Genomic DNA, 23,908 nt, shown 5'->3' with positions numbered 1-23,908 from the left:
AGTGGTTTTAATTCATCAAATCTGAGGTCGAAGACAATGAAAATGGTACCCAGACTGTCAATGGCTGATGCTCAACACATCATGCAAGCTTGCCTTGCGAAAGCCAAGGAGCTGGCGGTTGATATGGACATCGCCATTACCGATGACGCCGGTCATCTGATCATGTTTCAGCGCATGGATAATGCGCGGATCACCAGTATCGACATTGCCATCAGCAAATCCTTCACTGCTGCCGCCGCACGTAAATCGACGCGCGCCTATGGCGACATCAGCGTGCCAGGCAAGCCGGCCTTCGGCATCAATACCAGCAACCAGGGACGCTTTTCCATTGTCGCCGGTGGGCTGCCGCTCTTCATGCAAGAGTTCATCGTGGGTGGGGTAGGGTGCAGTTCAGGTACTCCCGATCAGGATGAGATTGTGGCGCAAGCAGGCGTCAATGCCTTTATCGCCTATATCAGCTGACCAACTCAAACATTCAAAAGTCGTTCATCCGGCGCGTTCACGTTCGCTGTTGGAACCGTTTCTGCGCGCTGGATTTCCTGATTCGAACAAAAATAAAAGTTTAAGGAGAGATAAGCAATGTTCAGCCAGCAAGACCAAATCCAGGGCTACGATGACGAACTGCTGAGTGCGATTGACGCCGAAGAGCTCCGTCAGGAACAGCATATCGAGCTGATTGCTTCAGAAAACTACACCAGTCAGCGGGTGATGGAAGCCCAGGGCAGTGGGCTGACCAACAAGTATGCTGAAGGTTACCCAGGCAAGCGTTACTACGGCGGCTGCGAGCACGTCGACAAGGTTGAGCAGTTGGCGATCGACAGAGCCAAGGAATTGTTTGGTGCAGATTACGCCAACGTTCAGCCGCACTCCGGTAGTCAGGCTAATGCCGCGGTTTACCTGGCACTCCTCCAGCCGGGTGACACCGTATTGGGGATGAGCCTGGCTCATGGTGGACATTTGACTCATGGTGCCAAGGTCAGTTTCTCCGGTAAGCTCTACAACTCGGTGCAGTATGGTATCGATACCGTGACGGGGTTGATTGATTACGACGAGGTGGAACGACTGGCGGTCGAGCATCAACCGGAAATGATCATCGCCGGGTTCTCCGCTTACTCAAAAACCCTGGATTTCCCGCGCTTTCGCACCATCGCTGATAAGGTCGGCGCCTACCTGTTCGTCGATATGGCCCACGTGGCCGGATTGGTGGCGGCCGGCCTGTATCCGAATCCGCTTCCCTACGCGCATGTGGTCACGACTACCACTCACAAGACGCTACGCGGTCCCCGTGGTGGTTTGATTCTTGCCAAAGGTAATGAAGACCTTGAGCGCAAACTCAACGCGGCAGTCTTTCCAGGCGGGCAGGGCGGCCCATTGATGCATGTGATCGCCGCGAAGGCTGTGTGCTTCAAGGAAGCGCTGGAGCCTGGATTCAAAGCGTATCAACAGCAGGTCATCAAAAACGCCAGGACGATGGCAAACGTATTCATCCACCGAGGTTACGATGTGGTTTCGGGTGGAACCGACAATCATCTGTTTCTGGTCAGTCTGATTCGTCAGCGTCTGACGGGTAAGGATGCCGATGCTGCGCTGGGCCGGGCAGGCATTACCGTGAACAAAAATGCGGTGCCGAACGACCCACAGTCGCCGTTTGTGACTTCCGGCCTGCGAATTGGTACTCCTGCGGTTACCACACGTGGATTCCAGGAGCCAGAATGCAGCGTCCTTGCAAGCTGGATCTGCGACATCCTCGACAAACTCGGTGATGCCGAGATAGAGGTTCGTATCGCTCGCCACGTTTCAGAGCTGTGCGAACGCTTTCCGGTCTACAAAGCCTGATCATCCACCAGCGTTAGCTGCGGAACTAAGTATGCCGCTGGAGTGTTTTTGATCTGTTAAAGGTTGGCGACGGCCCTTCCAGTTCGCACGCTGTCGGGCCGATGCGTGCAGCCGTGCGCTTTGCAGAAGGACTGAGGGACTGAGGTTTGTTGGAGCAAGTGGAGAGTGTCCGGGTATGGCTATACGATTCTCTCGGCGCCAATCAGTCGATAAAAGGTCCCCTTTTTGGTGGTTAGGGCCAGGTACGTAATCCAGTGCTTGGCCTTGTGCTTTAATTTCTCCCAGTGGCTTGGCCTGGGAGCTGAGCCACTGCCCATGATGTGCACTCCCGGTATCCAGTACCCGCGAACTACATTAAGCACTGGGAAGGTTAGCGGTCCGTTATCGGCCAATCTTCGATGTCCCCTTTTGGCCGTTTTTTGCCTGTTGCGAGGGACTACTTGAGATAGCCATCACTCCGGCGCCATCATCACTGCGAGCGTCATCTTGATGAATTCCTCATTCCTATCGATGGTTTCAAGGGCGCCGCGCACGTTGTCGGCAACCTCGGCGGATCCGTGCTGCTCGACCCAGTTCGAGAGCTCCAGGATAGCGGCTTCGAGAGCCAGTTGGTTTTCGTTGAGCTTAAACAGCAGGGAAGGGAACAGGTCAGAATTTGGCATCGCGAATCCTCCATGGAGACTTCAGCGTAGCAGTCGTCAATCGTTAGGGAGGGAAGGTGGGGCGGTCGGCAGGAAGCCGGAGGAGGATCTTGCAGCACTGCTTGAAGAGTCGATCGTACATGCCGATCAGACTGAACAAGCCCCTTTAACCATGGGGACGCTCCGCATTGCGCTTAGTGAGGAGGGTGTAAAGGTAAATCGGTGAAAAAACCGGGTGCCAGCCCCAGCGTGGCGGGCCAGGAGGCGTGAGCCGTTCAGCGAGCAAGATTACGCCTGCGAACAACATCATCGGAATGTGCCATGCACCGCTAACAAGCGGCACTAACATCCAGGCCCAGCACGAAACAATACAAAAGACGCCATGCGTCATGCCCAAAATCAGACAATCCCTGTCGGCAGCCCAGCCGAACAGGCCTATTCGCCGCCGTTGATGGCCACGATTGAGTGCTGCGTGGTGCCACGGGCTCGCGCTCCATAGCATCGCGATCAGCAGTGCCACGACCAGGGCGTTTTTTACGACAGCAATCTGTAGCAGCAACTGCAGGGCTATCAGGATGGGGCCGACGGCCATCCACAGCGCACAGTAACCGAGCAGGAATCCGACTGACGCTCGTATTCGTCTGCTCGGCAGGCTAGAGCGCCAGACATGCATGAGTGGCATCGCCAAAAGGGGCGGCATCATGGCCAGAAGCATCAAGGCCCAACCCGCCAGGATTCGGTGGAGTGGGTTCAGTGCGAGCTCCGCTTGCAGTGCAGCGGGCCAACTGGTGATGATCGATAGCCCATTCACGGCCACGCAAAACGCGGGACCTTCTGTGTTGACCTCGTTGTAAACGGAAAGGGCCAGGCCGAGTCCCGCCGTGGCCAAAAGCAATGGCCAGGGGTCGTAAGTAAAACTGCGTAGAACAGGGCCTAGTCGCATGAGGTCGCTCTCAACTCACGACACCACTTCGCTTGAGAACGCTTACCCACCCAGTCAGGGGACCAGGGTTGCCCCGGCGGCATGTTGCCCGCCACTACGCCGTAGCTGGCCAGGTCGAGGCCTTGCCTGGCCATGAGCCCCCGGTCCTCGGAGGTGAACATATCGCGGATCTGCCCATACCAGGTGGGGTCGGTGACAGGCGCGGTTGTGGAATTAATTGTCATGCCCGACTCCTTGTCGACAATTGTCGTGCAATCGGATTACCCATCAATGTTGATGGGGGGCCGACGGTTGATTCGAGGTGTGCTTCATGCCGGCCATGCCAATGCCGCCGCCAACGGCTTTGAGGTCTGGAACGATCTGGATATTGGTCATCATGCCGCCGTCTTCGTGGTCGAGGATGTGGCAGTGGATGACGAACTCGCCGATGTAACGGTCGTAGTGGGTGCGCACCAACACCTGGTAATCGTTCTGCACGAAGAGGGTGTCCTTGAACTCGTGCCACATCCCGCAGTATTGGTTTTGCAGGCCCAGTTCGTCGGCTGGAACCAGGCACTCGCCATTGGGGCCGAAGATACTTTTGGGTTTCTCGCCGGGTTTGGCGTAGAGCACGTCCATCACCTGGAACGGGTTGACATGAATGTGAAAGATGTGGGGTTCGCCCTGCGAGCTCAGCACCCAGTCGTCGGTGGTGTTGACCTGGCGAGTGAAGTCGATGCGGTCGGGGTCATAGGACTTGTAGTTGATGAAAAAGCCGAACGCGCCTGTCCACGGATCTCCCGGTTTTTTCGGCGGGGTGGCAGGCGGTGAGGGCGGGAATGGCGGATTGCCGATGAAGAAGGCAACCTTCTGGATGTCGTTGTTGACCACCGCACCCTTGAGGTCGTCCATCCCGCGCCAAGGGTTCAGATTGCCGGTACGCAATCCTTCGAGGGCCGTGGCAGGCAGCGATGGGTCCGTTTTGTTGGCGTCGTAGAGCGCTTGCTGGATATAGCTTTGCGGATCGTCGGTCACGACCTTGCCGCCAGAGACGATCACCGTCGCCAGCAATTGGGTTTCGTTCGGGCCCTGGCCGCCCGGGCCACCATTGGGGCCGGCATTGGCACGTTCTGCGGGTGTTGCCGCCTGGTTCAGCACACAGTAGGTGCCATCGCGGGGGAACATCAGTAACACATCACTGCGATAACCGGGTTGCAGGAAGTTGCTGCCGATGCCACCGCTGACGCTCTTTTTGTTCACGCCGATGGGGCGAATTATGGTGCGCGTGAGTCCGTCGGCGGCGATCTCGAATTGAGGGACGAGCTCGACCGGTTTGCTGGAATCGGGCACAGTCACCGGGCACAGGTCGGCGATCAGCGCAGCCTGTTCCTTCGGCGTACCACTGAGCACACCTTTGAGCGCGAGACTGGCTTTGGGATTGGTCGTGTTCATGGGCACGATCTGCAGGTTCACGGTGTCGTGGATACCCCCGTGAATGAAACGCCAGCGTTGGATTTCTCCCGCGGCAATGCCCTGGAGGGTCGGTTGCACCGCGCCGTTGATGCTGGTGAACCGACCGCTCTCATCCCAGACAGTGGCCGAGGAGAGTTGCGCATCGAAGTTCTCTATCACACCTGTTTTGCCGCTGGGACACGTCCAGGTGCCATCCTTTTGCGTAATGATGGCGCCCTTGTCATCGAAACAGGCATACGGGATTTGCTGGAACAGAAAGACTTGCTCGGTAATGGGCTTCCCGGCAGCGTTCTTGAGAATGGTGTCGATGTCGCCTGGTTTGCTGCCGGTGTAGGGGCGGTTGCCGCGCACAATCAGGGCGCCCGCGGCACCGCTGGCTACTTGCAGCGCCGTGGAACCATGCCGGTGCGCGTGGTACCAGAAAGTGCCCGAAGGGTGATCGGTGGGGATGTTGATCTCGTATTCGAATTTGGTTTGCGGAGCGATGTTCAGCAGCACGTTGTCGCTGTTGCCCGACGGCGAGACGTGCATCCCGTGGTAATGCAGGTTGATCGTATTGAAGCAACCCGCCCCACCATTCGCCGGATCACTTCCCCCCGGACAGCTGGGATCGTTTTTCTCCAGTTGGTTGTCCAGGTGCACTCGCAGGGTGTTGCCTGGCTGCACATCGATGAGCGGCCCCGACAGGCAGCCACCATAGGAACGTAGCTTGACCTGGTCCTTGGCGCCGCCGGGATTGCCCGGGTTGTAGATAGAGTTTTCGCGCTTTTGCACTTGCAGGTTGAGTTCGACGGTTTGACCGTCGCGGGTGATGTCGCCCGCCGGGTTGCAACCACCTTCCGGAACGGCCAGTTCGGTCGCCTTCAGTGTGCCCGTCGGTCCTTTTTCAAGGAGCCTGGGCGGTGCGAGGAAAGGCTGGGCGGCGAGTTCGGCGAGCGCTGCCGAGGAGGCTGTACAGACCATCAACCCGGCCAGGACTATACGAAGCGAAGTCATGTTGTGCTCCCTGCGCCACTGCGCGAATGTGTGCGACGGCCTTGACGGCCGTGTGTCCTTTGATCAGCTGAATTACATGGCAAGCGGCATGCGGGGTGGTGCTGCGGGGTTGTGCTGCGATTCAATCTGAGCCATCCGGTTGAACAGCTCGTACGGGGCGCTGACGTCGAGCAAGTCCACGCCATCGTAGACCGGGATTGCAATCAAGAACTGTCCTGGTGCGGGCATGGCTCCCTCCTGGGGAACACCGCGGCGAACGCGCTTGCGTCGTCAGGTGTGTAGCGTCCTGCTAATCAACGTTGCGATGCCCGGACGGCAAAACCGGAGGTCCTGCTGCCTGAAACCAATGCCCAAGGGCAGCTTCTGGGGAGCATAGTTGGCGCCCTTCCACCTGCAAGGCGTTTTCTCAGGCAGGTGCTGAGTGGTATTGATCGACGGGAGTGGGAGTGTGATTAGCGAGGAGGGGAGTTCCGGCGACTTTTTTGCGGTCGCGGCAGGACCGTTTCAGGCCGAAAACCGTTGCTCATCTGTTTTCGACCAATATGAGCCGCTGGTCTGTGTATTGGCGTTCGTACTGGCACGTTGCTAGATCCGATATATGCTGACGACGGAGCAGTACCCCCCGAGCCTTTCGGGACTTCTGGCAACAAGGAGGTCACCATGTCATCCGCCCCTCGTGTACGCCGTTCTCTCAGTGATGTTCAGTACGACTATGACCACGGCAAGAAAGATGAACTTGAAGCACTGATCCGCGCCTGGAAAGGCATCAAGGATCTTCCCGCCAGCCACCCCAACTCCTTCTTCTCCATCGGTGGTCTGCATGGCGAACCGTTCCGTGGTGAAGGCAAGACCGACCCCAACTGGTGGGGTGGCTACTGCCAGCACGGCACGGTGCTCTTTCCGAGCTGGCACCGCGCCTATCTCTGGCGCCTGGAAGAGGCGCTGCGCAGTGTCCCCAAATGTGAAAACGTCACCCTGCCGTTCTGGGATGAATGTAGCGACGAGTCACGAGAAAATGGCCTGCCTTCGGCCCTGACCCAGGAATACTTCGTGATCGACGGTCAGAACATCGAAAACCCGCTGCGCTCTTTCGTGTTCCCGCAAGCCATCACCGATGAGGTCAAGGACACACCGATCATCTACAGCAAACCCGAAGGCTACGAGACCGTGCGCTATCCGCTGTCCGGGCTATTGGGCACCGAATCGGACCGCGTAGCCACGGCGGCACACAACGCGCAGTTCAAGGACACGGCGAAGAACATCACCTACCTCAATGAGAACGTCAGCACCTGGCTGAGCGGCAAGATCAAGATTGGTGGCAAGTGGCGCGGCGAGGTGTTCAGTCGCTTCGAAGCCTGCCTCGACTCTCCGAGCTATACGCTGTTCTCCAATACCACCTCCGCTGGCGCGAAGAACGACGCCGTCCCGGAGGGCCCTCACCATGTGTCGCTGGAGGAGCCCCACAACTTCATGCACCTGGCGGTCGGCGGTTTCGACTACCCGGGCCAGGGCGACAGTTCGGCGATTCCCGGGGCCAATGGCGATATGGGCGAGAATGAAACCGCTGGCCTGGACCCGGTTTTCTTCTTCCACCACTGCTTTATCGACTATGTGTTCTGGACCTGGCAGCGCCGGCAAGGGGCCACCGATGAATTCAGCATCGACCCCCAGGATCCCGGAGCCACTTACTATAAACCCGACGGCGTGCAACCCCCTGCGGGCGGCGCGGGGCTGGACCCGAACGCCATACTGAGCCTGGACACCACCCTGGACCCCTTCGTCAAGGCCGACGGCAAACCCTTCACCACCCGTGACTGCATCAACATCGAGAAGCAACTGGGCTACGTCTATGGCGCCGGTTCCCTGGATGCCTATGCCCAACCCGCCAAGCAGTTGCTGTTCAAGGCCGAGGCACCGCAGCCAATCGGCAAGACCCTGCGGATCAGCCGTATCAACCGAGCGAAAATCCGTGGTTCGTTCCTGATCTCGGCCTACGCCAAGGTCGACGGCAAGCGCGAGTACCTCGGTACCCGACCGATCCTCAGCCGTTGGCACGTCGAAGGTTGCATGAACTGCCAGACGCACCTGGAAGCCAAGGCCACCTTCAAGCTGCCACTCAACGCCGATAACTCGGCGATTGACGACGACAGTATCGAGGTGGAAATACAGACCCGTGACACGGTCCTGACGCGGCCAGATGCGGCAGGTCTGCTCAGCACAGGCAACGCTGCCACTGCGGACGCGCCGTTTAAGCTGGAAACCTACTGATCCACAGCTGGCTTTGCCCACGGCTGGCGCGGCGGCCGAAGGCAATCTTCGGTCGCTGCGCCCAGGGGAGCGTGTCGGTGGGGACGGATCTCGATCTGAACCTGAGCAATTGATGCGTTCGGGTTTCCGAAGAGCTGCTAGCGATGTCTGGCAAAATTCGCTAGACATCGCTAGACCTTCCAATAATTGGTTTGTCAGACTTCCCTCTGTTCCGCCATTTCCAGGGCATCATCGACCTCGACTCCCAGGTATCTGACAGTACTTTCAAGTTTCGTATGACCAAGCAGGAGTTGGACAGCTCTCAGGTTTTTCGTCCTGCGATATATCAACGATGTCTTGGTTCTCCGTAGCGTGTGTTTACCGTACATGGTTGGGTCAAGGCCAATGGCTGTCACCCACGCTTTGACTATTCGAACGTATTGCCTGGTGGAGAGATGGTCTGAGCCGCCGGTTCGGAAACAAGAAGTCCTCCCCACGGAGGTGAGCCTGATGCAGTCAAGCCTCCAGGACCGTTCGGGTTTGCGCAGTGATTTCAAATTGCATTGGATGCTGGGTTTTCTGCTGCATCACGATGGCCCGTGACGACACATGTTCCCCATGGGCGATGTCTCGGACTCGCAGTTTGGTTAAGTCACAGACACGCAGCTTGCTGTCGATGGCCAAGTTGAACAGCGCCAAATCACGCGTCTTCTCGGCAAGCTGAAGTCTTACGCGGATGGTCCAGATATATCTGACTCGGAGCGGGGCTTACTGCCCGACAAGCTTTCCCTTGTTCCAAGGCTGATGGCTGCATGTAGCAATAGTGTTCATGGTGTTGTCCTCCGCGTTGAGGGAGGGAAAGGGGGGGGGCAGGCACAGTGCGTGGTGGTCGCTATCCGACCCGAAGCGGTCATTCGTAGAGTCTCTCTAGCAAGCTTGCTCGCTTATTTGGGATGCGAACACTCGATCCACCCAATGGTGCAACTCATGACCCCTACAATTTTGCCAGCGACAGTTCTTCGTCCCGAGATGAATGATAGCATTTTGATCTAAGCGTTTTTAACTTGCCGAAATTTTCTTGTCTACGCTCGCATTAGCACCTGATATCTCGATCACAACACACAGGTACCAACTGAGGTTAGGTTATGTCCGATGACGGCTATGGGCGCAGCAGGGCAAGTATTTTTTTTCCAGTTTTCAGTATAGGGCAGACGAAGCTGGTGATTGTGTCGCTTATCCTTTTACTGGTGGCAGTCAGCGCCATTGTGCCCGATACAGCTGAGGGAGGAGGGTGGTTGCTGGTCCAGCAGATGATCTTGGTTGGATACAAGGATATGGGAAGTTTTAGTGAAGGATCAAGTCATAGATTGGTAGTAATGGTTGGTTTTTCTATGGCGGTTATTTTGTCTTGGGTTGCTGCCATTGTGACGTCGTTGACTCGTCTTCATATGCATGCTTTTCAGGCTGTTGAGAGAAAAAGCTGTTTATCAAGAGTCCTGACTGTTGGGTTCATATTAGTATTCTTGTTATTGCCAATTTTTCAAGCGCTGCCAAATAGTGATTTGCACTTCTCATATCATGTGTTTAAGGCAATGTGGGAAAGTAGATTGTTGATAATCGGGGCGAGCGTTGGGTATTTTTTGATCTCTATGGCGCTCTGGGTGCTGGTTTTATTTGAGGTTTCTAATGTTCTCGGTCGGAGGTCGTCAACGCGTAGTTGAACTCTGTCATGGTCAAACAGCGAGTTGCTGGCCGTTTGCAGCCGATCGTAACCGGCTGCTTTTGGCTGTTCCTGACGGTCACCATTGGCTGGGACCGTCCAAGTCAGATGCAATAGATGGTCAATATGGACGCAGCAGGCTGGGCAGGCCGGTGCAATTACGCAACGACCGTCACCAGGTTTCCCCGATGTCCTCATTGTCCGCGCTAAAGCATGCGTCGGTGATGTCTGCTACATCCAGAAGAGATAGGCCTAGTACGTTGTTGTACGGCGCCAGTTCTGCCCAAGCCTCGTCTTCCGTCACGTGGGGAAGATGCTTGACGATTTCCAGCTCGCTGCCCCTCTCATTGCACCTAACGATTGCGTAGGCAAATCCGCCTTGGCGGCTGTTGACCAAGCAATAGGCCTGGCGAAGATCAGGAGCGCGGCCGGTGATTGACGCAATGAGTGTGTGGGACAGCGGCATTGACATCGCGCCGGTGAAGTTCGTCGCCGTGCCGGTGCCAGAGTGCAGGGTGATGCACCAGACAGTGAGCGTGAAATCGACGCGGCCCTGTGCATTGGCAAATGTCATCACGGTGGGGGTGTGATCCAGGCGGCTGTAATCGGGCGCGTGCGGACCAAATGGCACTTTGTGCTCCGTGCTGCTCCCAGGTTTCAGCGCGACCGTAAAACTCCGGTACCGTGGTTTCGGATCACCTTTCGGGTCAGGCCTCGAGTAACTGGGCACGGTGAAGCCTGCCGGGCTCAAGGAATTTTTAGTCAGGTGATTGCGCACCTTATCGGGCAGCCGCCATGGAGCATCAATGCCGGTGGCTATGAATGTCTCCGGTGGTGCGGACGGCACTTCGAGCAAGGCAATGCCAACATGGGTATTGTCGGGCGTGTGGTTGGGCAACATTGCGCATGCCCCATTCCAGTCATTGAAGCCGAGCAGCCTGCTGAGCATTTCACGCTGAGCTGCGAGTTTGCTGGCACGGCCCAGAGCTTTTGATGTGGAGTGGAGGATCTGCGACAGCAGTTTTACATCGTTTGAGGAGAGCGCGGACATACGAGGCACCAGATAATCGACCCATATGCATCTGGTTCCCCCCGATTACAGACACTAGATCGAGTTGATTTAGGGCCTAGCATGAGTGTGTGGCGCCCCCGCGATAGCGGAGGGTGGGAAGGCATTTACCGTGCACTGGTGTGCGATGGGGGAGGCTGGGGCTTCCAAAACCAACAATAGGTTATGACCAATTCGAGCGCGCTGCAATAGGGCCGTAACAGGTACAGCTTTTCTGGAGATCTCGATACCCAAGGTGGGTTTACTGATCCGCGTGGGAACTGTCCGCTTTTGGCTGATTGGTATCCGTCACCTGCGGAGCAGTTCCAAATGGGTGAGTTGGCGAATCGGCAGATCCCACAGCGCGACAAGCATTTGCGTTGGTTTGAGCTCATCAACTGCCGTGTTTGCTAGACGGAACGACCTATAGTAAAGCCAGTACATTAGTTCATAGCGCTCAGAGCCAAGGCATGGCTGCGCTATTCGTGATGACTATCGAGCATGACAATGCGCGACTTACCCACCTGAAATCGAGAAACAGCTCGGCCCAACCTGGAGCTTTTCTTCGAGAGTTTTAACACACCACGTCCGTCCGTATCAGGGGACTCCGTCACTCAATAAAATTTCGGCTATTTGTTTATTTAGTTGCGCGATTTTTGTATTGCCTGAAGCATGGGCAACAACGGTTGTGCCGGTTATGAGGCTCAGAAGCTGTGGGAGAATAACTTCAGCTCTGTCAGAATTCACGAGCTGGGATAAGCGCGCATTAATAAATGTTGCCCACTCTTCGAAGTGCATGCTTACTTTTGCGCGTAAAGTAGTCGATGCGTCATCATTGAAATCATTTAGACCACGAGCAAATGCGCAGCCTCTGAAGTCCTGCTCTGAAAACCAATACTCGAGGAAATCAAAGATCGCCAACAGTTCGGCTTTTGGGTTGCCGCTAACTCGCGCGGCGTATTTGTTCAAATTCGTAAATCGAAGCCAATGCCAAAAATCCAAATAGGCAGCAATAAGATCTGCCTTCGAAGGGAAGTAGTTATAGAAAGTTCTCTTCGATACACCGCTCTCAGCAATAATGCGATCAATTCCGACTGTGTGTACGCCACGCTCATTAAAAAGGACGATCGCTGTTTTTAAAATGCGATCGCGTGGCTTGAGAGACGCGATTTGCTCAAAGCGAAGGTCTTTGAAGTCTGAAGCAATATTTTTCATAGAAATTCTCCACTATGCAGCGTAATGCCGGAACACAGATCTGTCTACTTTTTTCTTGAAGAGGTAGACAGATCTGTGTACTTTTGGTCGACTGGTTCAGCCCAGTCACAAAATTCTTAAAGCACTGGAGACAGAAAATGCCCAACTTCAATGATTTCTCGTTCAAAGCACAGCCCTGGTACAACGAGTCGGAGTTCCGCCCGCTCTTCGCCAAGGCAGTGAGTCTCAATACCATCGTCATCCATTGCTTCGATCCGCGTGCGTCGGAAATTCCGGCCGTTGTCGCCAAGCATTTCGGTGAGGTCTACCCGGGCGAGAACGTTCTCGATGAGGCTGGTAACAGGGTTGGGCATACCACCACCTTGTTCCCCGTATCAGTCGCCGGTGGTCGGGCTGTTGCGGGCGTGCAGTCTATCGCTACTATGGTTCATCTCTTCGGTATCGAAAGAGTAGTGGTCGTGCACCATTCTTTCTGCGGTGCTACGTCCTTCACCACTGATGGCATCATCGACGCATTCAAACATGAGCACGGCAGCGATATTTCGTCGGCGTTTGACCATGACAGCATTTGCATTTCGGATTTCGAGACTTCACTGAAATACGACGTCGGAGTCGTTCGCGCAAACCCAGGGGTACCGGCGCACGTGAAAATCTACGGGTTCTTCTACAATATCGATTCCCTCGAACTGACTGAGGTGGTGAGCGACATTCCTGACCAGGCAGAGGCTTGATTTAGGAGCGGCGGCCAACAGCCCGTTGGTCGCCGCTTATTTTGCTAGCGAGTTGAATTAGCGCCTTTTCCGTTTCTAAGCTTTTAGTACCCCTCACTACGCTAGGGAAATTGTTCGCGTTCGTCTGATCACGTAACGTGCTCAATGCCATCGATAACAAACACCTGGTAATCCCCGCCCCTCAAGCGATGTTCGAGCGCTTCTTGATACGCGTCACTTGCATACCATTCATGGGCGTCCTTGATCGAGGGAAATTGAAGAATGGCAGCCCCTTCAATCTGCTGGCCATCAAGGATGTCGAGATCTCCTTAGAACGCTAGCGGTGTCACCGGACGCCCAGTAAGTGTCTGCGGGCCCATTTTCTTGTAAACGTCTAGCTCGTTCGCGCCGGTGATCCGAACGCGTGTCATGACAACGTAAGCAGGCATAGAAACTCCGTCGATATGAAGTTACTGGCAGGGTTGAGCCGGGCTGGCAACTACTACTTAAGTAAGTTGCAGCCCGAGGTTTCTGTAAATAACAAGGCTTCAATAGTTTGTGATCGAACTAAGTTAGGTTACTACTCCGAGCTAAAAAGCTGTGGAGTCATGTAGCCGCGTCTAATCATAGATTATTTTTATCTTGCACGTAAGGAGGCAAATCAAGTGCGTGAGGAATTGTCTCAATCAGTCCACTTGTTACTGCCTTGAAGGACACTTCAAAACGTGTACCGACCAAGTGTTCGAAAGCAGTCGCGCTGAATACACTGTAGAGTTCGTCTCGAGAGTATTTGGAAAGAACTTCTTTTACTGATTGTTGTGACATTCGAGAAACACCTGTTCCAAAAACGTCGCAGATAGCGCCGCGAGTAACTAAAAATGCCTCTGCACCATGTTCCTCAGCCGGAACATGATAATTAAGATGAACGGCAATTGCGTGCGCGACGATATCCGCGTGCTCGCGACAGAACCCTTTTCCGAGCAAGAAGTCTCGTGCGTGCACGCCACCATTGACGGCGAAACAACAGTCGCATGGTTGCGGGTTAGCTGTGGGCGTCAGGCCCAGGTCGTGAAGCATGGCGGAGGTGAAGCCAAGTTCGCGGTCGAAGTCGATTCCATCGTGCAGCGCGATCAATGATCCAAAGTAGTAGGTGCGCCAGCAGTGTCGCATTAAAGTTGGCTTGTACAGTTCTTGAACGTAGGTCAGAGACTCTCTAACCATTTTTGTGTCGGGCGGCACAAGGTCATCGATAGAAATATACTTCGGGTTTAAAAGGCCAAGTCGGTGGCGCTCGGTATCAAGCTTTTCTTGGCTGAAGATGAATTTTAAGTTGTCGATAAGTTGTACTTGTTCGCTCTCACGAAGGACTCCTTTGGTGGACTCTCCCCATTCTACAGAACCGACTGAAATATCGAGAGCGCTTGATGAACTAGACACAATCTTCATTCTTAACTCCTAGACGTTTTTTTCGTCACAGTGTTGCAACCACCACTTATCGCAAATCATCAGAGTGCTATAAGTGGTACTTGCGATTCTTTACTTTCTTTGCCGAGGTGAAGTGGTTCGCTAGCCTCAGTCGGTCTACGTTCCGATCTCGCATCGACAGAGGTTTCGACCGACAGCTGTCCACTTTGCATATCGAGCGACCGATCCCACGTAAAACCCCTAGAAGAGTTGGAGGTGAGAGTTGCGACAACGGTCGCCCGGACCTCAGCCACCTAAGCGCAGGGGGAAGCTAAGGGCTATAACCGTCCGCTTCAGGCACAGAGTACGGTGGCAACTGCATGGCAGCTATTGGCGATATCGACATAATTGAGGTTGATATCGACACCGGTTGAGAGCGCCTTCTGATCAACACCGATCAACGTTAGCGCTGCCGCAGGGTGCTCGCGGATCGGAAAATTGCGAGCACCAGGGGGATTCCGTTCGAGAGCCAATCCTCAAATACATCGTTAGGACTCAGGTGAGGCCTGACCCGCTTCTTATCTCTGCTCGCTGTAGATGAAGTGGGGGCAGGCGGCTTGCATCCACGCGATACACGAGGCACCACACCCGGGAGGCCATCGGGTGGTTCGTGGTTCTGTTGAATTCCGAGAATTATCGAACCGCTGAACGGTCATTGCCGTCAGTTGACAATAGGAGCACATGCTCCTATTTTAAATCGCATAGGGGCATATGCTCCTATCGTGAATTAAAGAGCATATGCTCTAACCAATTGAGAGGACTACGATCATGAGCGCAGCTGAAATTCTTGTAAGCGGTGCAACCGGGCGGACTGGTGCTGCAGCAATCGATGAGCTGCTTAAGTTGGGCAAGAGCGTCCGCGCCTACGTGCGTTCGGACGACGAAAGGGCAGCAGCTCTGCGCCAGCGCGGAGTTGAAATTGCTATTGGTGATTTCACCGACATCGATGCCATTCGTGCAGCGATGGAAGGCATTCGCTCGGCCTATTTCCTTTATCCACTCGCACCGGGAATCGTCGAAGGTGCGGCCTATTTTGCCCAAGCAGCGAAAGAGGCTGAGGTAAAGGCGATCGTGAACATGTCGCAGATCTCCGCGCGGCGTGATTCCAAAAGCCATTTGGCACAGGACCATTGGATCTCCGAACGTGTATTCGACTGGTCGGGTGTACCGACAACGCACCTTCGCCCTACCTTCTTCGCGGACTGGCTTGCGTACCCTCACTTCGCAAAGGAAATCTGGGCCAAGAAGAAAATCGAGTTCCCCTTCGAGAATGGTCGCCACGCTCCTATTGCTACTGACGACCAAGGTCGGGTGATCGCCCACATTTTGGCCAACCCTGCAGGGCATGAAGGTAAAATTTACAGCCTTCATGGCCCGATCGAGATGAATCACACCGAGATCGCTGCTGCCATGAGCGAAGTGCTTGGCGCGGAAATCGAGTACGCTCCGACGTCAATCGAGGCGTTCCAGCATAAAATGGAACACGAGTACAAGTTTCCTCCGGCCTTGGTACAACACTTGGTCGAAGTTGCTCAGAACTACCGAGAGGGTGTCTTTGCGGGTGTGAACGACGTGGTTGAAAAGATCACCGGCACACCTGCGCTGTCCGTGCAGGCGTTCATCGAAAAATACCGTGACGTCTATGCGTGACTCGCACGTCCGGGGCGTAAATAGTCATCAGTAGTAGTGAGGAAATATACAGATGCTGCCGGTTAACCAACCAACAGGGATCGACCAGTGCAATTGCTCCGCAATAAGGAGGGCGAGCCGGCAGATCACTCGCTTTTATGATGCGCAGCTTGAGCCATCGGGTCTCCGGATCACCCAATACCTTACCTTGGCTGCTCTCCACGAAATGGGGACTGCTGCAATCAATACCCTTGCTGAGCGGCTCGATATCGAGCGCACGGCGATGGGGAAAATGGCGGGTTTCCTGGAACGGGGAGGATTGATTTCGATCAGCCCCTCTCCATCTGATGGAAGAAGCCGCCTGGTAGTGCTAACGGAGGAGGGGCGGAGCTTGTTCGAAAGGACTGCACCTCTCTGGGAACAGGCTCAACGACAGTTTGAGCAAATGAACGGTACTGAAAAGGTAGACTCGTTAAGGCGGGAGCTTGCGTCTGTGGTAGTCGGCGACATCGCGCACGGTGTCTCTGACGATTAGTCGCAGACTATCGGCTGCCCATAGGTTTGGAGGTATCGCTTGCAGGTGCTGGAAGCCGACGTCAACCGGACTGCGTCGGCTCAGTGCTTTTGTCGAAGCGCTGGGAGTATTCCATTGGGCTCACACCGAAGCGGCGCGTAAATGCCTTCCTAAGCACGTCGACGCCGTGGTAACCGTTCCGGCGACAGATGTCGTGCATCGATTTTTCGCCAAGCGCAAGCGAACGGCAGACCGCTTCCAGCCGGACGGTTTCGACGTATTTTGCAGGCGTGGTCTGCAATTCCCGCTGAAACATTCGTATCAGCGTTCTGACGCTGGTTGAAACTCTGGCTGCCATCATCTCGACTGTGAGATCCATATGCAGATGCTCACTGATCCAGTGGCATAAGTCGCTCAGACTTGAATTGTGCGCCTGCTGCGACTGAAGTGCGAAGCTAAACTGCGCTTGTCCGCCTGGACGACGTAAGTACAGAACCAAATTCTTCGCTATCTCCATGGCGAAGTCATTTCCAAGATCTTCACTTACCAGCGATAGCGCGAGGTCGATTCCGGACGATATGCCAGCTGACGTATAGACGTTGCCGTCTTGCACCCAAATGGGAGACGGGTCGACCTGTACCTTGGGATAGCGCTCCGCCAAACGTCGTGCCACGCTCCAATGAGTCGTCGCCCTGCGGCCGTCCAGAAGGCCCGCGGCAGCCAGGGCGAACGCCCCAACACATATAGAGCACACGCGCCGCACAGTCTTCGAGCGCGTTCGAAGCCACTCTATGGCTTCCTGGTCGACCTGTTCGAACGACCTGGAGCCCATTGTCACGATCAAGGTGTCGATGGGTTTGTTCGCACGACGCTCTTGCTCGAGTGTGCTATGCCCTCTGAACCCAATACCTGTTTCGCTCTCGAGGTGCACATCAGCAGCAGAGCTAACGAGTTCGAGCACGTACGGGGCAAGCCCAGCGCCGTCCAGTTGATTCGCCCACGCAAATACTTCCGCTGGGCCGATCACGTCGAGCGCGTCCACCGGTGGCAAACCCAATATGACAATCCGCTTCTGCCTCACGTTTGCGGGCGGAGCACCTGGTTTCGTCAACTTTTTCATTGGAGGAGGCCCCGTGCGTCCGGGCATAGAGTGAGCATTTGTGGCAGAAATAGTCTTGGATCTGTCACTTGTGCTCCGTCCGAACAGCATAGACTGAATCTCGCCGCCCCCTCGCATGCCTTGGCGAGTCAGGCATCCGTGAGCTCGTAAATAGACGCGAAGAACGAAAATGTATGTGAAGGCCCGAGGTGCTCAAATTTATGGTGCAGCACAGGCCAAAGCAGCATGGCTACTGGGTGGGGTGGTTGAAGACATCACTGCTGACGTCTTGTCCATCAGAGGCCCCGTCCAGGTCACTGCAGGAGAGCTTGATCAGATAGATCCACCGGTGACATTGCAAAGCGAGTTGTTGCCACGAATTCCGGGCGCCCGAATGCATGTATTACCTGGTACTGGACACCTGTCACCACTTGAAAATCACGAGGCGGTCGCAATTGCTACTCGCCAATTTATGCAACATCTGAGGGCAGAGCTCTAAGGGGATGCCTGAAGGGCAGTTCGCCCTAATGACCGTCGCTTGTGGGCCAAGTGGGACATCGCACCTATCGACAGGCCGGTTGCTGCAGAGGCTTATGGCGCGAGTGGGAGCCAAGCGCACGATAACGATTACTTATTCAATCGGGGTAGGACGGAGCGAGCGAACCGAGCATTCGCTTCGTGCAGTGTCAGTGCTAACTATTTGTTTAGGAGGTAACGATGCGTTTCTTTCCGAGGGTAGTTGCCGCGCGCAGAATTGATCCTGATAAGCGAGCGAGTGCAGTAGATTTCGTCAACCGAGTCAACTGGCTCTTCGAGACATGGGATCTCGAGGAAATGATCAGTTCCTTTACGGCCGACGCAAAGGTTATACATTTCAAGGGTGAAGTTAGCGGTGGACCCAACATCCGCCATTTCCTCACCGAAATCTATCCCTATCTGGTTCCAGGAGTCAGTCGTTGCGGCTCGGGTCACATTGTTGATGAAGAAGAAAACGGGCTCGTTGCAGTCCGATATCACAACCTTCTTGTGCGCTATGCGGTTCCGGAAGAAGCTCCGAAAATGAGCGACGGCGAGCTGACTGAGAGCGATTACCTACCGATGATCTGGATGTATTCTCCGATGCTTGATCGACTTCGCGAGACCGATAACGGCTGGAGGATCGCCGAGCGCTACATAGGCGGCTCAACGACGAATCGCCGACTGACACCGCCAGATATTTCCGCCACCGCTATACGACCTTTCTTGCCTGGTGCTTAAAGAGCTCTAAGGGCTGGTTGCTTGGGCTGTTCAACACTGGACAACCTGAGTAGCCAGCCTTTGCGTTGCCAGATCGCGCGCGACGGAGTGCACGATGAACAAAGTTATAGAACTGTACGGCGCCCAAACCGGCAACAGCCTGAGAGCTGCAATCGCGCTGGAAGAAGCAGGCGTGCCATACACGGCAGGTCTGCTGAATCTGCGAGCACTTGAGCATCGCACCCCGGCGTACTTGGCGCTGAACCCGGCCGGAAAGGTCCCTACCTTGGTCGACTCTACGTCGACAACAGTGCGAGTCATCAACCAATCCAACGCGATCATACAGTTCGCTGACGCGTGGGCTCCGGGTCGGCTGGCGCCCGCACAGCCAGGGCCGGGGCGCGACAAAGTATTCGATCGCTACTTCTACTTCGTGACTGACGTTATTGCGCCTAGCCATGCGGCGTTCTTTCTGCGCAAAACTGGATTAGGCGATGCAGCCGCGGTGATCGATCTGCGCGTCATTGAGCAACTCGCGTACGCCGAAAGTTTTCTTACTGAGGACTTTATGGCTGGAGACCAATTCTCTATGGCGGATATCTCAGCGTTCACCATTGTTGCGTCAGTCAACGACAAACTGGATTGGGCAACGCTCCCATGCCTATCGCGTTGGTACAAAGCGGTAGAAGCCAGGCCCGCCGTCCAGCGGGGACTGAAAGCGTTCGAGAGCCAGTAATCCAACCAGCGACCCTTCTCTGCCGATCCGAGGTGCAAAAGTATTTCTACCCCTTGGATTCGATTGGTCGAACGCCATTCCACGCCGGTTTATCGGATCTCCTTACAGCGGCGAGTGAAACACCGTACGCGAACGCGCGACTGAAGTTGGCACGAATCATCCGGAAACAGTCATTTGCTACAGCCGGAAATCCATAGACTGACCCTTAGCTGGTCCTGCCGGCGAACTACGAAGCCCCTGCGACGTAGTTGATCACTCGGTAATTCTCATTGCCTTTCTCTTCGAAACCGTAAGTGGCGACGAGCGCCACATTCCGCCAGCAATAGGAGCACTTATGATTTCCGGATGGCTCTCGACAGTTCTCGCGCGACGTAACGTTCACTACGGCTGGGCCATGATTGCGGTCACTTTCCTAACCGCCCTGATTAGCGCCGCATCGGTAGGCGCACCTGGCGTCTTCATCGTGCCAATGCAGATGGAGTTCGGCTGGAACACCGTGGAAATTTCCTCGGCCCTGTCGATCCGTTTCGTGCTATTCGGGGTGACCGCGCCGTTCGCCGCCGCGCTGATGAACAGGTATGGCCTACGCAATGTCACCCTCACCGCGCTGACTGTGATAGTGGTCAGCCTAGTGCTTTCACTCGGTATGACAAAGGTCTGGCAACTGGTGGTCCTGTGGGGTGTCGCGGTTGGCGTCGGCGCAGGGATGACCGCGTTGACCCTCAGTGCCACCGTCGCGTCGCGCTGGTTCAGTGCTCGCCGGGGTGTGGTCGTCGGCGTTCTCACCGCCAGCACCGCGACCGGGCAGTTGATCTTTATGCCAATTCTCGCAAGCATCACCGATCATTCCGGATGGCGCTGGGCGCTCGGTTTGATGTGCCTCTTGCTGGTGATTGCAGCACTGGCGGTGCTGCTCGTAATGCGTGATCGACCAAGTGATATGGGATTGCGGCCGTACGGCGATACCAGTTCAGGTCCGATTACCGTACCCACCTCAACCAGCGCGTCGATTCTGGCGGCCTCATTCACTGCCCTGCGTGACGCGGCGAAGACGAAGGTATTCTGGATTCTATTCGGAACATTCTTCATCTGCGGCGCAACAACCAACGGCCTGGTACAAGTTCACTTAATCCCAATGTGCGGTGATTTTGGTATCTCGCAGGTGAAAGCAGCGGGCTTGCTCGCGGCCATGGGCGTATTCGATCTTGTCGGTACGGTTGCGTCAGGCTGGCTGTCTGACCGCTTCGACAACCGTCGTTTGTTGTTCTGGTATTACAGCCTTCGCGGACTGTCGCTGATCGTGCTGCCTTTCACTGACTTCTCGATCTACGGTCTCTCATTGTTCGCTGTTTTTTACGGTCTTGATTGGATCGCGACGGTTCCGCCTACAGTACGACTCGCCGCCTCCCGCTTCGGTGCAGAACGCGCCGGACTTGTGTTTGGCTGGATTTTCGCCGGACATCAAATTGGCGCAGCCGTCGCGGCTTTCGGAGCTGGCTGGTCGCGAGTGACCTTGCTCAGTTACTTGCCAGCCTTTTTCACTGGCGGAGCACTTTGCCTGATCGCCGGCCTTGCCATTCTGACGATCAGACAGCAAGAAAAGAAAGCCGCCGCCACGGTCCAGGTAGCCCATTGAGCAATTTTTGAAAGCCCCGAGATGGCTGGGGGACTTGGCTCACTCCAACCTCCAGACATCCAAATTGTGAATTTTTCTGTTTCGTCACTACGCATTTCGAGGAGTCCAGGCAATGAAGGTCAGCGCGAATAACTTATTCATTACAGGTCTCGACACATGAGCGCACTCTTGACTCGCCGAGAGTTGATTGCAGGCATCGGCGTGCTCGGTTTGGGCATGCTCGCAAGCTTCGACAGCGTCGCAGGCACGTTTAAATACGGATGGGACTTGAGTGGTCAGGCGCGCGGACGCTCATTCACCTTGAAAGACCCTCAAGGCAATCAAAAAACGCTAGCGAGCTACCAGGGTATGGTGCCGATGATCTTTTTTGGCTTCACCCAGTGTCCGGCGGCTTGCCCTACTGCACTGGCGAGAGCCGTAAAGATCAAAAAACTCTTGGGGCCTGATGGCGATCGACTCAAGGTCATTTTCATTACGCTCGATCCAGAGCGTGACACGCCTGACGTGCTGGATGCTTACGTGAAGGCTTTTGATCCAACGTTTGAGGCGCTGTACGGAAATCTTGAAGAGACGGCCGCCACTGCTGAAGAGTTTGGTGTCTTTTATGAAAAAAACCCTATCGGTTCGACGTACACCCTGTCCCACACCGCCATGAGTTATGTGTACGACGCCAAGGGTGTCTTGCGACTTGGATTTAGCCAGTCGCGCACGGAACAAGAATGTGTGGAAGATCTTCTCTCTGTCATGAAGGCAAGTTAATGAATTTTCGATGCCGTAAAACCGTCGTTATCAAGCCTCTTGCACAGGCAGCAATACTGTTTTCTCTATTGGGGATGGCTTGGCAAGCTAGCGCACAGACCAAGATCGACGACGCTTGGGTTAGAGCAACAGTGCCAGGGCAGCAATCAACCGGGGCGTTCTTGAAGATCACCTCAAGCACCGACAGCAAACTGGTGAACGTGCAATCCCCGGTTGCCAAGACGGTGCAGATGCACCACTCAACCATGCAGAATGAAGTGATGCGCATGGGCCCTGTTGATTCGGTTGCGCTACCGGCTGGAAAAACTGTCGTCTTTGACCCTGACAGTTACCACGTGATGCTCATCGGCGTGTACGCCCAGGTGAAAGAAGGAGACAAAGTACCACTGACACTGACGGTGGAGGGTGCTAATGGAAAGAAGGAAACGATCACAGTCGAAGCCAGCGCTCGAGCACTGAATTCATCCGATAGCGGTAAAATGAATTAATCAGTTCAGAAATTTGCAACGTCGTTTGCCTCTGGTCAGCTGTGCTATTCAGTGTCATTAGCTAGCCTGGCCTTGTGCCCGAGGTAACCACCATGATGACGTACACCATAATCGTGGCGAGTAATTCCGTTCTCCTCCATTAGCGTCAGGGTGATGGCGTCACTGATTGCGCTCATGACCGCAATGCTGGCGCTTGGAGTCAAACCCAAAGAACAGGGTTCCTCTATGACACCCATATCGAGAACCAGATCAGCGTTGTTCCTGAGCTCGCTTTCTGGGTGAGAGGTGATAGCGATGACTTTTCCAGTAGTGAGATGACGGCTGAATTTAATGAGCTCAATGACTTCTTGAGTTTTACCACTGGTAGAAAAAGCAAAAATCAAATCGTTTTTCTCGACAATGCCGAGATCACCATGAGCGGCTTCTGCGGGGTGAATATAGACGGCAGGCGTTCCTGTTGAGCAGAGCGTCGCCGCGAACTTTTTTGCAATAAAACCTGCCTTTCCAATGCCGGTTATGACGAGTTTCCCCGGACACGCTTTGATGAATTCAATTGCCTTATCATAGCTATCGTCTATTTTTACACTACTGATGGCCTTTGCTTCTGCGCTAAGAATCTCTTTGATTCTGTCTAGCCTGTGTCCCATGTAATTACCCTGCTTTTGTATCAACGTAGTGAGTGGCCACCGATGGCTTGGTGGCCTGCTGGATTGCAGTCAAGGCGCCGGAAGTGGGTTGTCGATGAACATTTGGTTGAGGTAGTTCACTACATCGTGCTCCCCCGGTCCTGCGCTATTGCGTAGTGCCTGGCCTGCTTCAACAACGACCTCGGTCGTCGCGGTCTCAAGTAGCGCCATGGTTTGCTCAATGAAAGGTTCCAGCTGCATGGCGCGCGCGTCACCGCTCTTGTAAACCAGATCCGTATCGACCCAGGGCGGCGCAATTTCAAGGATACGCACGCTGGTGTCACGCAATGCGAAACGCTGGGACAACGAGTAAGAGTGGATAGCGGCCTTGGTCGCGGAATAAAGCGCGAACATCGCCATCGGAATAAACGCGGCCGTCGAGCTATTGTTGATGATGAACGCTTGCGGCTGTTGCTTCAGGTGTTCGATAAAAGCGCCGCTGATACGCACCGGCGCCATCAGGTTGGTGTCGATCAGATCGATGGCTTGCGCGTCATCGAGTGGGCCGGTCACGTCGTCGAACGGCATGATGCCTGCGTTGTTGATGATGACGTTCAGTTCTGGATATTTTTGCGTCAGGAGTTGCGCCACGCGAGTAATCTGCGCCGCGTTACTTACGTCGATTTCGACCGAGTCCATACCCGGATTGGCCTGGGTGATTTCATCCAGCAGTGCCTTGCGGCGACCGCCGATAATCACTTTGTTCCTTTTGTTGTGAAAGGCCTCGGCAAGCCCGCGTCCAATGCCAGATGTCGCTCCTGTAATAAATATCGTATTACCGCTGAGTTTCATTGAATTTCTCCTTTCAGAGAATTGTGATTGAACAGGTTTTGATGGAAGGCGGCCGGGCGCA

The 23,908-nt window shown here is 54.9% G+C and carries 24 protein-coding genes and 2 pseudogenes; 13 read left to right on the top strand and 13 right to left on the bottom strand.

Going from position 1 to position 23,908, the window contains the following annotated elements; all coding sequences use genetic code 11:
• The first annotated feature begins 60 nt into the window (after positions 1–60).
• From QZH45_RS16110 to QZH45_RS16100, 3 genes and pseudogenes are all read left to right on the top strand, one after another.
• On the top strand, positions 61–462 hold the full coding sequence (locus QZH45_RS16110) for a GlcG/HbpS family heme-binding protein (RefSeq protein WP_432783427.1): 402 nt from the start codon (positions 61–63) through the stop codon (positions 460–462).
• A gap of 117 nt (positions 463–579) precedes the next feature.
• A complete protein-coding gene (gene glyA, locus QZH45_RS16105; protein WP_432783425.1) occupies positions 580–1,836 on the top strand; it encodes a serine hydroxymethyltransferase in 1,257 nt (418 codons plus the stop codon).
• A 53-nt stretch (positions 1,837–1,889) separates the two neighbouring features.
• Positions 1,890–1,976, top strand: a pseudogene (locus QZH45_RS16100) (serine dehydratase beta chain); the annotation flags it as partial.
• 312 nt (positions 1,977–2,288) lie between these two features.
• Here the strand turns inward: QZH45_RS16100 and QZH45_RS16095 are convergent.
• The 5 genes from QZH45_RS16095 to QZH45_RS16075 all read right to left on the bottom strand — a co-directional run bounded on the left by QZH45_RS16095 (position 2,289) and on the right by QZH45_RS16075 (position 6,096).
• Positions 2,289–2,498 carry a hypothetical protein gene (locus tag QZH45_RS16095; protein WP_432783423.1) on the bottom strand — a complete coding sequence of 70 codons (210 nt, stop codon included), beginning with the start codon at positions 2,496–2,498 and terminating at the stop codon, positions 2,289–2,291.
• A gap of 145 nt (positions 2,499–2,643) precedes the next feature.
• Positions 2,644–3,420 carry a DUF2182 domain-containing protein gene (locus QZH45_RS16090; RefSeq protein WP_432783421.1) on the bottom strand — a complete coding sequence of 259 codons (777 nt, stop codon included), beginning with the start codon at positions 3,418–3,420 and terminating at the stop codon, positions 2,644–2,646.
• Positions 3,411–3,644, bottom strand: a complete 234-nt coding sequence (locus QZH45_RS16085) for a hypothetical protein (protein ID WP_432783420.1) — start codon at positions 3,642–3,644, stop codon at positions 3,411–3,413. The genes QZH45_RS16090 and QZH45_RS16085 overlap by 10 nt, the downstream gene beginning before the upstream one ends.
• 43 nt (positions 3,645–3,687) lie before the next feature.
• On the bottom strand, positions 3,688–5,868 hold the full coding sequence (locus QZH45_RS16080) for a multicopper oxidase family protein (RefSeq protein ID WP_432783418.1): 2,181 nt from the start codon (positions 5,866–5,868) through the stop codon (positions 3,688–3,690).
• A 72-nt stretch (positions 5,869–5,940) separates the two neighbouring features.
• The gene (locus QZH45_RS16075; RefSeq protein ID WP_432783416.1) at positions 5,941–6,096 is read right to left on the bottom strand and encodes a hypothetical protein; all 156 of its coding nucleotides are present in this window, start codon (positions 6,094–6,096) and stop codon (positions 5,941–5,943) included.
• A gap of 432 nt (positions 6,097–6,528) precedes the next feature.
• On the opposite strand from QZH45_RS16075, the gene QZH45_RS16070 reads away from it, so the two are divergent.
• Entirely contained in the window at positions 6,529–8,136 is a 1,608-nt protein-coding gene (locus QZH45_RS16070; RefSeq protein ID WP_432783415.1) for a tyrosinase family protein, read from the top strand.
• 194 nt (positions 8,137–8,330) lie between these two features.
• On the opposite strand, the pseudogene QZH45_RS16065 reads toward QZH45_RS16070, so the two are convergent.
• Positions 8,331–8,862, bottom strand: a pseudogene (locus QZH45_RS16065) (tyrosine-type recombinase/integrase).
• A gap of 398 nt (positions 8,863–9,260) precedes the next feature.
• On the opposite strand from QZH45_RS16065, the gene QZH45_RS16060 reads away from it, so the two are divergent.
• The gene (locus tag QZH45_RS16060; RefSeq protein WP_432783414.1) at positions 9,261–9,836 is read left to right on the top strand and encodes a hypothetical protein; all 576 of its coding nucleotides are present in this window, start codon (positions 9,261–9,263) and stop codon (positions 9,834–9,836) included.
• A gap of 171 nt (positions 9,837–10,007) precedes the next feature.
• Here QZH45_RS16060 and QZH45_RS16055 read toward each other — a convergent pair whose 3' ends face one another.
• Together QZH45_RS16055 and QZH45_RS16050 are read right to left on the bottom strand one after the other, a co-directional pair.
• Positions 10,008–10,886 carry a hypothetical protein gene (locus QZH45_RS16055; protein WP_432783413.1) on the bottom strand — a complete coding sequence of 293 codons (879 nt, stop codon included), beginning with the start codon at positions 10,884–10,886 and terminating at the stop codon, positions 10,008–10,010.
• Between the two features lie 594 nt (positions 10,887–11,480).
• Positions 11,481–12,098 carry a TetR/AcrR family transcriptional regulator gene (locus QZH45_RS16050; protein ID WP_432783412.1) on the bottom strand — a complete coding sequence of 206 codons (618 nt, stop codon included), beginning with the start codon at positions 12,096–12,098 and terminating at the stop codon, positions 11,481–11,483.
• Between the two features lie 137 nt (positions 12,099–12,235).
• On the opposite strand from QZH45_RS16050, the gene QZH45_RS16045 reads away from it, so the two are divergent.
• On the top strand, positions 12,236–12,829 hold the full coding sequence (locus tag QZH45_RS16045) for a carbonic anhydrase (protein ID WP_223458892.1): 594 nt from the start codon (positions 12,236–12,238) through the stop codon (positions 12,827–12,829).
• A gap of 128 nt (positions 12,830–12,957) precedes the next feature.
• On the opposite strand, the gene QZH45_RS16040 is transcribed toward QZH45_RS16045, so the two are convergent.
• Both QZH45_RS16040 and QZH45_RS16035 read right to left on the bottom strand, forming a co-directional pair.
• Complete coding sequence (locus QZH45_RS16040) at positions 12,958–13,125, bottom strand: DUF1330 domain-containing protein (protein ID WP_432783797.1); 168 nt, start codon at positions 13,123–13,125, stop codon at positions 12,958–12,960.
• 307 nt (positions 13,126–13,432) lie between these two features.
• Positions 13,433–14,254 (bottom strand): HD domain-containing protein, encoded by an 822-nt coding sequence (locus QZH45_RS16035; protein WP_432783410.1) that lies wholly within the window; start codon positions 14,252–14,254, stop codon positions 13,433–13,435.
• Positions 14,255–15,040: 786 nt separating this feature from the next.
• Between QZH45_RS16035 and QZH45_RS16030 the strand changes: the two genes are divergently transcribed.
• Both QZH45_RS16030 and QZH45_RS16025 read left to right on the top strand, forming a co-directional pair.
• Complete coding sequence (locus tag QZH45_RS16030; RefSeq protein ID WP_432783409.1) at positions 15,041–15,922, top strand: NmrA family NAD(P)-binding protein; 882 nt, start codon at positions 15,041–15,043, stop codon at positions 15,920–15,922.
• Between the two features lie 52 nt (positions 15,923–15,974).
• The gene (locus QZH45_RS16025) at positions 15,975–16,436 is read left to right on the top strand and encodes a MarR family winged helix-turn-helix transcriptional regulator (RefSeq protein WP_432783408.1); all 462 of its coding nucleotides are present in this window, start codon (positions 15,975–15,977) and stop codon (positions 16,434–16,436) included.
• Between the two features lie 61 nt (positions 16,437–16,497).
• On the opposite strand, the gene QZH45_RS16020 is transcribed toward QZH45_RS16025, so the two are convergent.
• Complete coding sequence (locus QZH45_RS16020; RefSeq protein ID WP_432783407.1) at positions 16,498–17,535, bottom strand: GlxA family transcriptional regulator; 1,038 nt, start codon at positions 17,533–17,535, stop codon at positions 16,498–16,500.
• A 696-nt stretch (positions 17,536–18,231) separates the two neighbouring features.
• Between QZH45_RS16020 and QZH45_RS16015 the strand changes: the two genes are divergently transcribed.
• From QZH45_RS16015 to QZH45_RS15995, 5 genes are all read left to right on the top strand, one after another.
• Complete coding sequence (locus QZH45_RS16015; protein WP_432783405.1) at positions 18,232–18,771, top strand: nuclear transport factor 2 family protein; 540 nt, start codon at positions 18,232–18,234, stop codon at positions 18,769–18,771.
• 94 nt (positions 18,772–18,865) lie between these two features.
• Complete coding sequence (locus QZH45_RS16010; RefSeq protein WP_432783404.1) at positions 18,866–19,486, top strand: glutathione S-transferase family protein; 621 nt, start codon at positions 18,866–18,868, stop codon at positions 19,484–19,486.
• A 334-nt stretch (positions 19,487–19,820) separates the two neighbouring features.
• Positions 19,821–21,122, top strand: coding sequence for an MFS transporter (locus QZH45_RS16005; RefSeq protein WP_432783403.1), 1,302 nt, complete (start codon positions 19,821–19,823; stop codon positions 21,120–21,122).
• A 156-nt stretch (positions 21,123–21,278) separates the two neighbouring features.
• Positions 21,279–21,881, top strand: a complete 603-nt coding sequence (locus tag QZH45_RS16000; RefSeq protein WP_432783402.1) for an SCO family protein — start codon at positions 21,279–21,281, stop codon at positions 21,879–21,881.
• Positions 21,881–22,369, top strand: a complete 489-nt coding sequence (locus tag QZH45_RS15995) for a copper chaperone PCu(A)C (RefSeq protein ID WP_432783401.1) — start codon at positions 21,881–21,883, stop codon at positions 22,367–22,369. Before QZH45_RS16000 ends, QZH45_RS15995 begins: the two co-directional genes overlap by 1 nt.
• A gap of 44 nt (positions 22,370–22,413) precedes the next feature.
• Here QZH45_RS15995 and QZH45_RS15990 read toward each other — a convergent pair whose 3' ends face one another.
• Both QZH45_RS15990 and QZH45_RS15985 read right to left on the bottom strand, forming a co-directional pair.
• The gene (locus QZH45_RS15990; protein WP_432783399.1) at positions 22,414–23,016 is read right to left on the bottom strand and encodes an SIS domain-containing protein; all 603 of its coding nucleotides are present in this window, start codon (positions 23,014–23,016) and stop codon (positions 22,414–22,416) included.
• 69 nt (positions 23,017–23,085) lie between these two features.
• On the bottom strand, positions 23,086–23,847 hold the full coding sequence (locus QZH45_RS15985; protein WP_432783398.1) for an SDR family oxidoreductase: 762 nt from the start codon (positions 23,845–23,847) through the stop codon (positions 23,086–23,088).
• Positions 23,848–23,908: the final 61 nt, after the last annotated feature.

It is taken from the genome of Pseudomonas corrugata, assembly GCF_050920615.1.
Taxonomy (GTDB): domain Bacteria; phylum Pseudomonadota; class Gammaproteobacteria; order Pseudomonadales; family Pseudomonadaceae; genus Aquipseudomonas; species Aquipseudomonas corrugata.
Note: the sequence above shows the minus strand (reverse complement) of the source record. Positions and strands in the feature narration are given on the sequence as shown.

Excerpts from the sequence above, each read along its gene's own strand:
- QZH45_RS16110 (WP_432783427.1), top strand. The coding sequence starts at position 61 with ATGGCTGATGCTCAACACATCATGCAAGCTTGCCTTGCGAAAGCCAAG.
- glyA (WP_432783425.1), top strand. The coding sequence starts at position 580 with ATGTTCAGCCAGCAAGACCAAATCCAGGGCTACGATGACGAACTGCTG.
- QZH45_RS16095 (WP_432783423.1), bottom strand. The coding sequence starts at position 2,498 with ATGCCAAATTCTGACCTGTTCCCTTCCCTGCTGTTTAAGCTCAACGAA.
- QZH45_RS16090 (WP_432783421.1), bottom strand. The coding sequence starts at position 3,420 with ATGCGACTAGGCCCTGTTCTACGCAGTTTTACTTACGACCCCTGGCCA.
- QZH45_RS16085 (WP_432783420.1), bottom strand. The coding sequence starts at position 3,644 with ATGACAATTAATTCCACAACCGCGCCTGTCACCGACCCCACCTGGTAT.
- QZH45_RS16080 (WP_432783418.1), bottom strand. The coding sequence starts at position 5,868 with ATGACTTCGCTTCGTATAGTCCTGGCCGGGTTGATGGTCTGTACAGCC.
- QZH45_RS16075 (WP_432783416.1), bottom strand. The coding sequence starts at position 6,096 with ATGCCCGCACCAGGACAGTTCTTGATTGCAATCCCGGTCTACGATGGC.
- QZH45_RS16070 (WP_432783415.1), top strand. The coding sequence starts at position 6,529 with ATGTCATCCGCCCCTCGTGTACGCCGTTCTCTCAGTGATGTTCAGTAC.
- QZH45_RS16060 (WP_432783414.1), top strand. The coding sequence starts at position 9,261 with ATGTCCGATGACGGCTATGGGCGCAGCAGGGCAAGTATTTTTTTTCCA.
- QZH45_RS16055 (WP_432783413.1), bottom strand. The coding sequence starts at position 10,886 with ATGTCCGCGCTCTCCTCAAACGATGTAAAACTGCTGTCGCAGATCCTC.
- QZH45_RS16050 (WP_432783412.1), bottom strand. The coding sequence starts at position 12,098 with ATGAAAAATATTGCTTCAGACTTCAAAGACCTTCGCTTTGAGCAAATC.
- QZH45_RS16045 (WP_223458892.1), top strand. The coding sequence starts at position 12,236 with ATGCCCAACTTCAATGATTTCTCGTTCAAAGCACAGCCCTGGTACAAC.
- QZH45_RS16035 (WP_432783410.1), bottom strand. The coding sequence starts at position 14,254 with ATGAAGATTGTGTCTAGTTCATCAAGCGCTCTCGATATTTCAGTCGGT.
- QZH45_RS16030 (WP_432783409.1), top strand. The coding sequence starts at position 15,041 with ATGAGCGCAGCTGAAATTCTTGTAAGCGGTGCAACCGGGCGGACTGGT.
- QZH45_RS16025 (WP_432783408.1), top strand. The coding sequence starts at position 15,975 with ATGCTGCCGGTTAACCAACCAACAGGGATCGACCAGTGCAATTGCTCC.
- QZH45_RS16020 (WP_432783407.1), bottom strand. The coding sequence starts at position 17,535 with ATGAAAAAGTTGACGAAACCAGGTGCTCCGCCCGCAAACGTGAGGCAG.
- QZH45_RS16015 (WP_432783405.1), top strand. The coding sequence starts at position 18,232 with ATGCGTTTCTTTCCGAGGGTAGTTGCCGCGCGCAGAATTGATCCTGAT.
- QZH45_RS16010 (WP_432783404.1), top strand. The coding sequence starts at position 18,866 with ATGAACAAAGTTATAGAACTGTACGGCGCCCAAACCGGCAACAGCCTG.
- QZH45_RS16005 (WP_432783403.1), top strand. The coding sequence starts at position 19,821 with ATGATTTCCGGATGGCTCTCGACAGTTCTCGCGCGACGTAACGTTCAC.
- QZH45_RS16000 (WP_432783402.1), top strand. The coding sequence starts at position 21,279 with ATGAGCGCACTCTTGACTCGCCGAGAGTTGATTGCAGGCATCGGCGTG.
- QZH45_RS15995 (WP_432783401.1), top strand. The coding sequence starts at position 21,881 with ATGAATTTTCGATGCCGTAAAACCGTCGTTATCAAGCCTCTTGCACAG.
- QZH45_RS15990 (WP_432783399.1), bottom strand. The coding sequence starts at position 23,016 with ATGGGACACAGGCTAGACAGAATCAAAGAGATTCTTAGCGCAGAAGCA.
- QZH45_RS15985 (WP_432783398.1), bottom strand. The coding sequence starts at position 23,847 with ATGAAACTCAGCGGTAATACGATATTTATTACAGGAGCGACATCTGGC.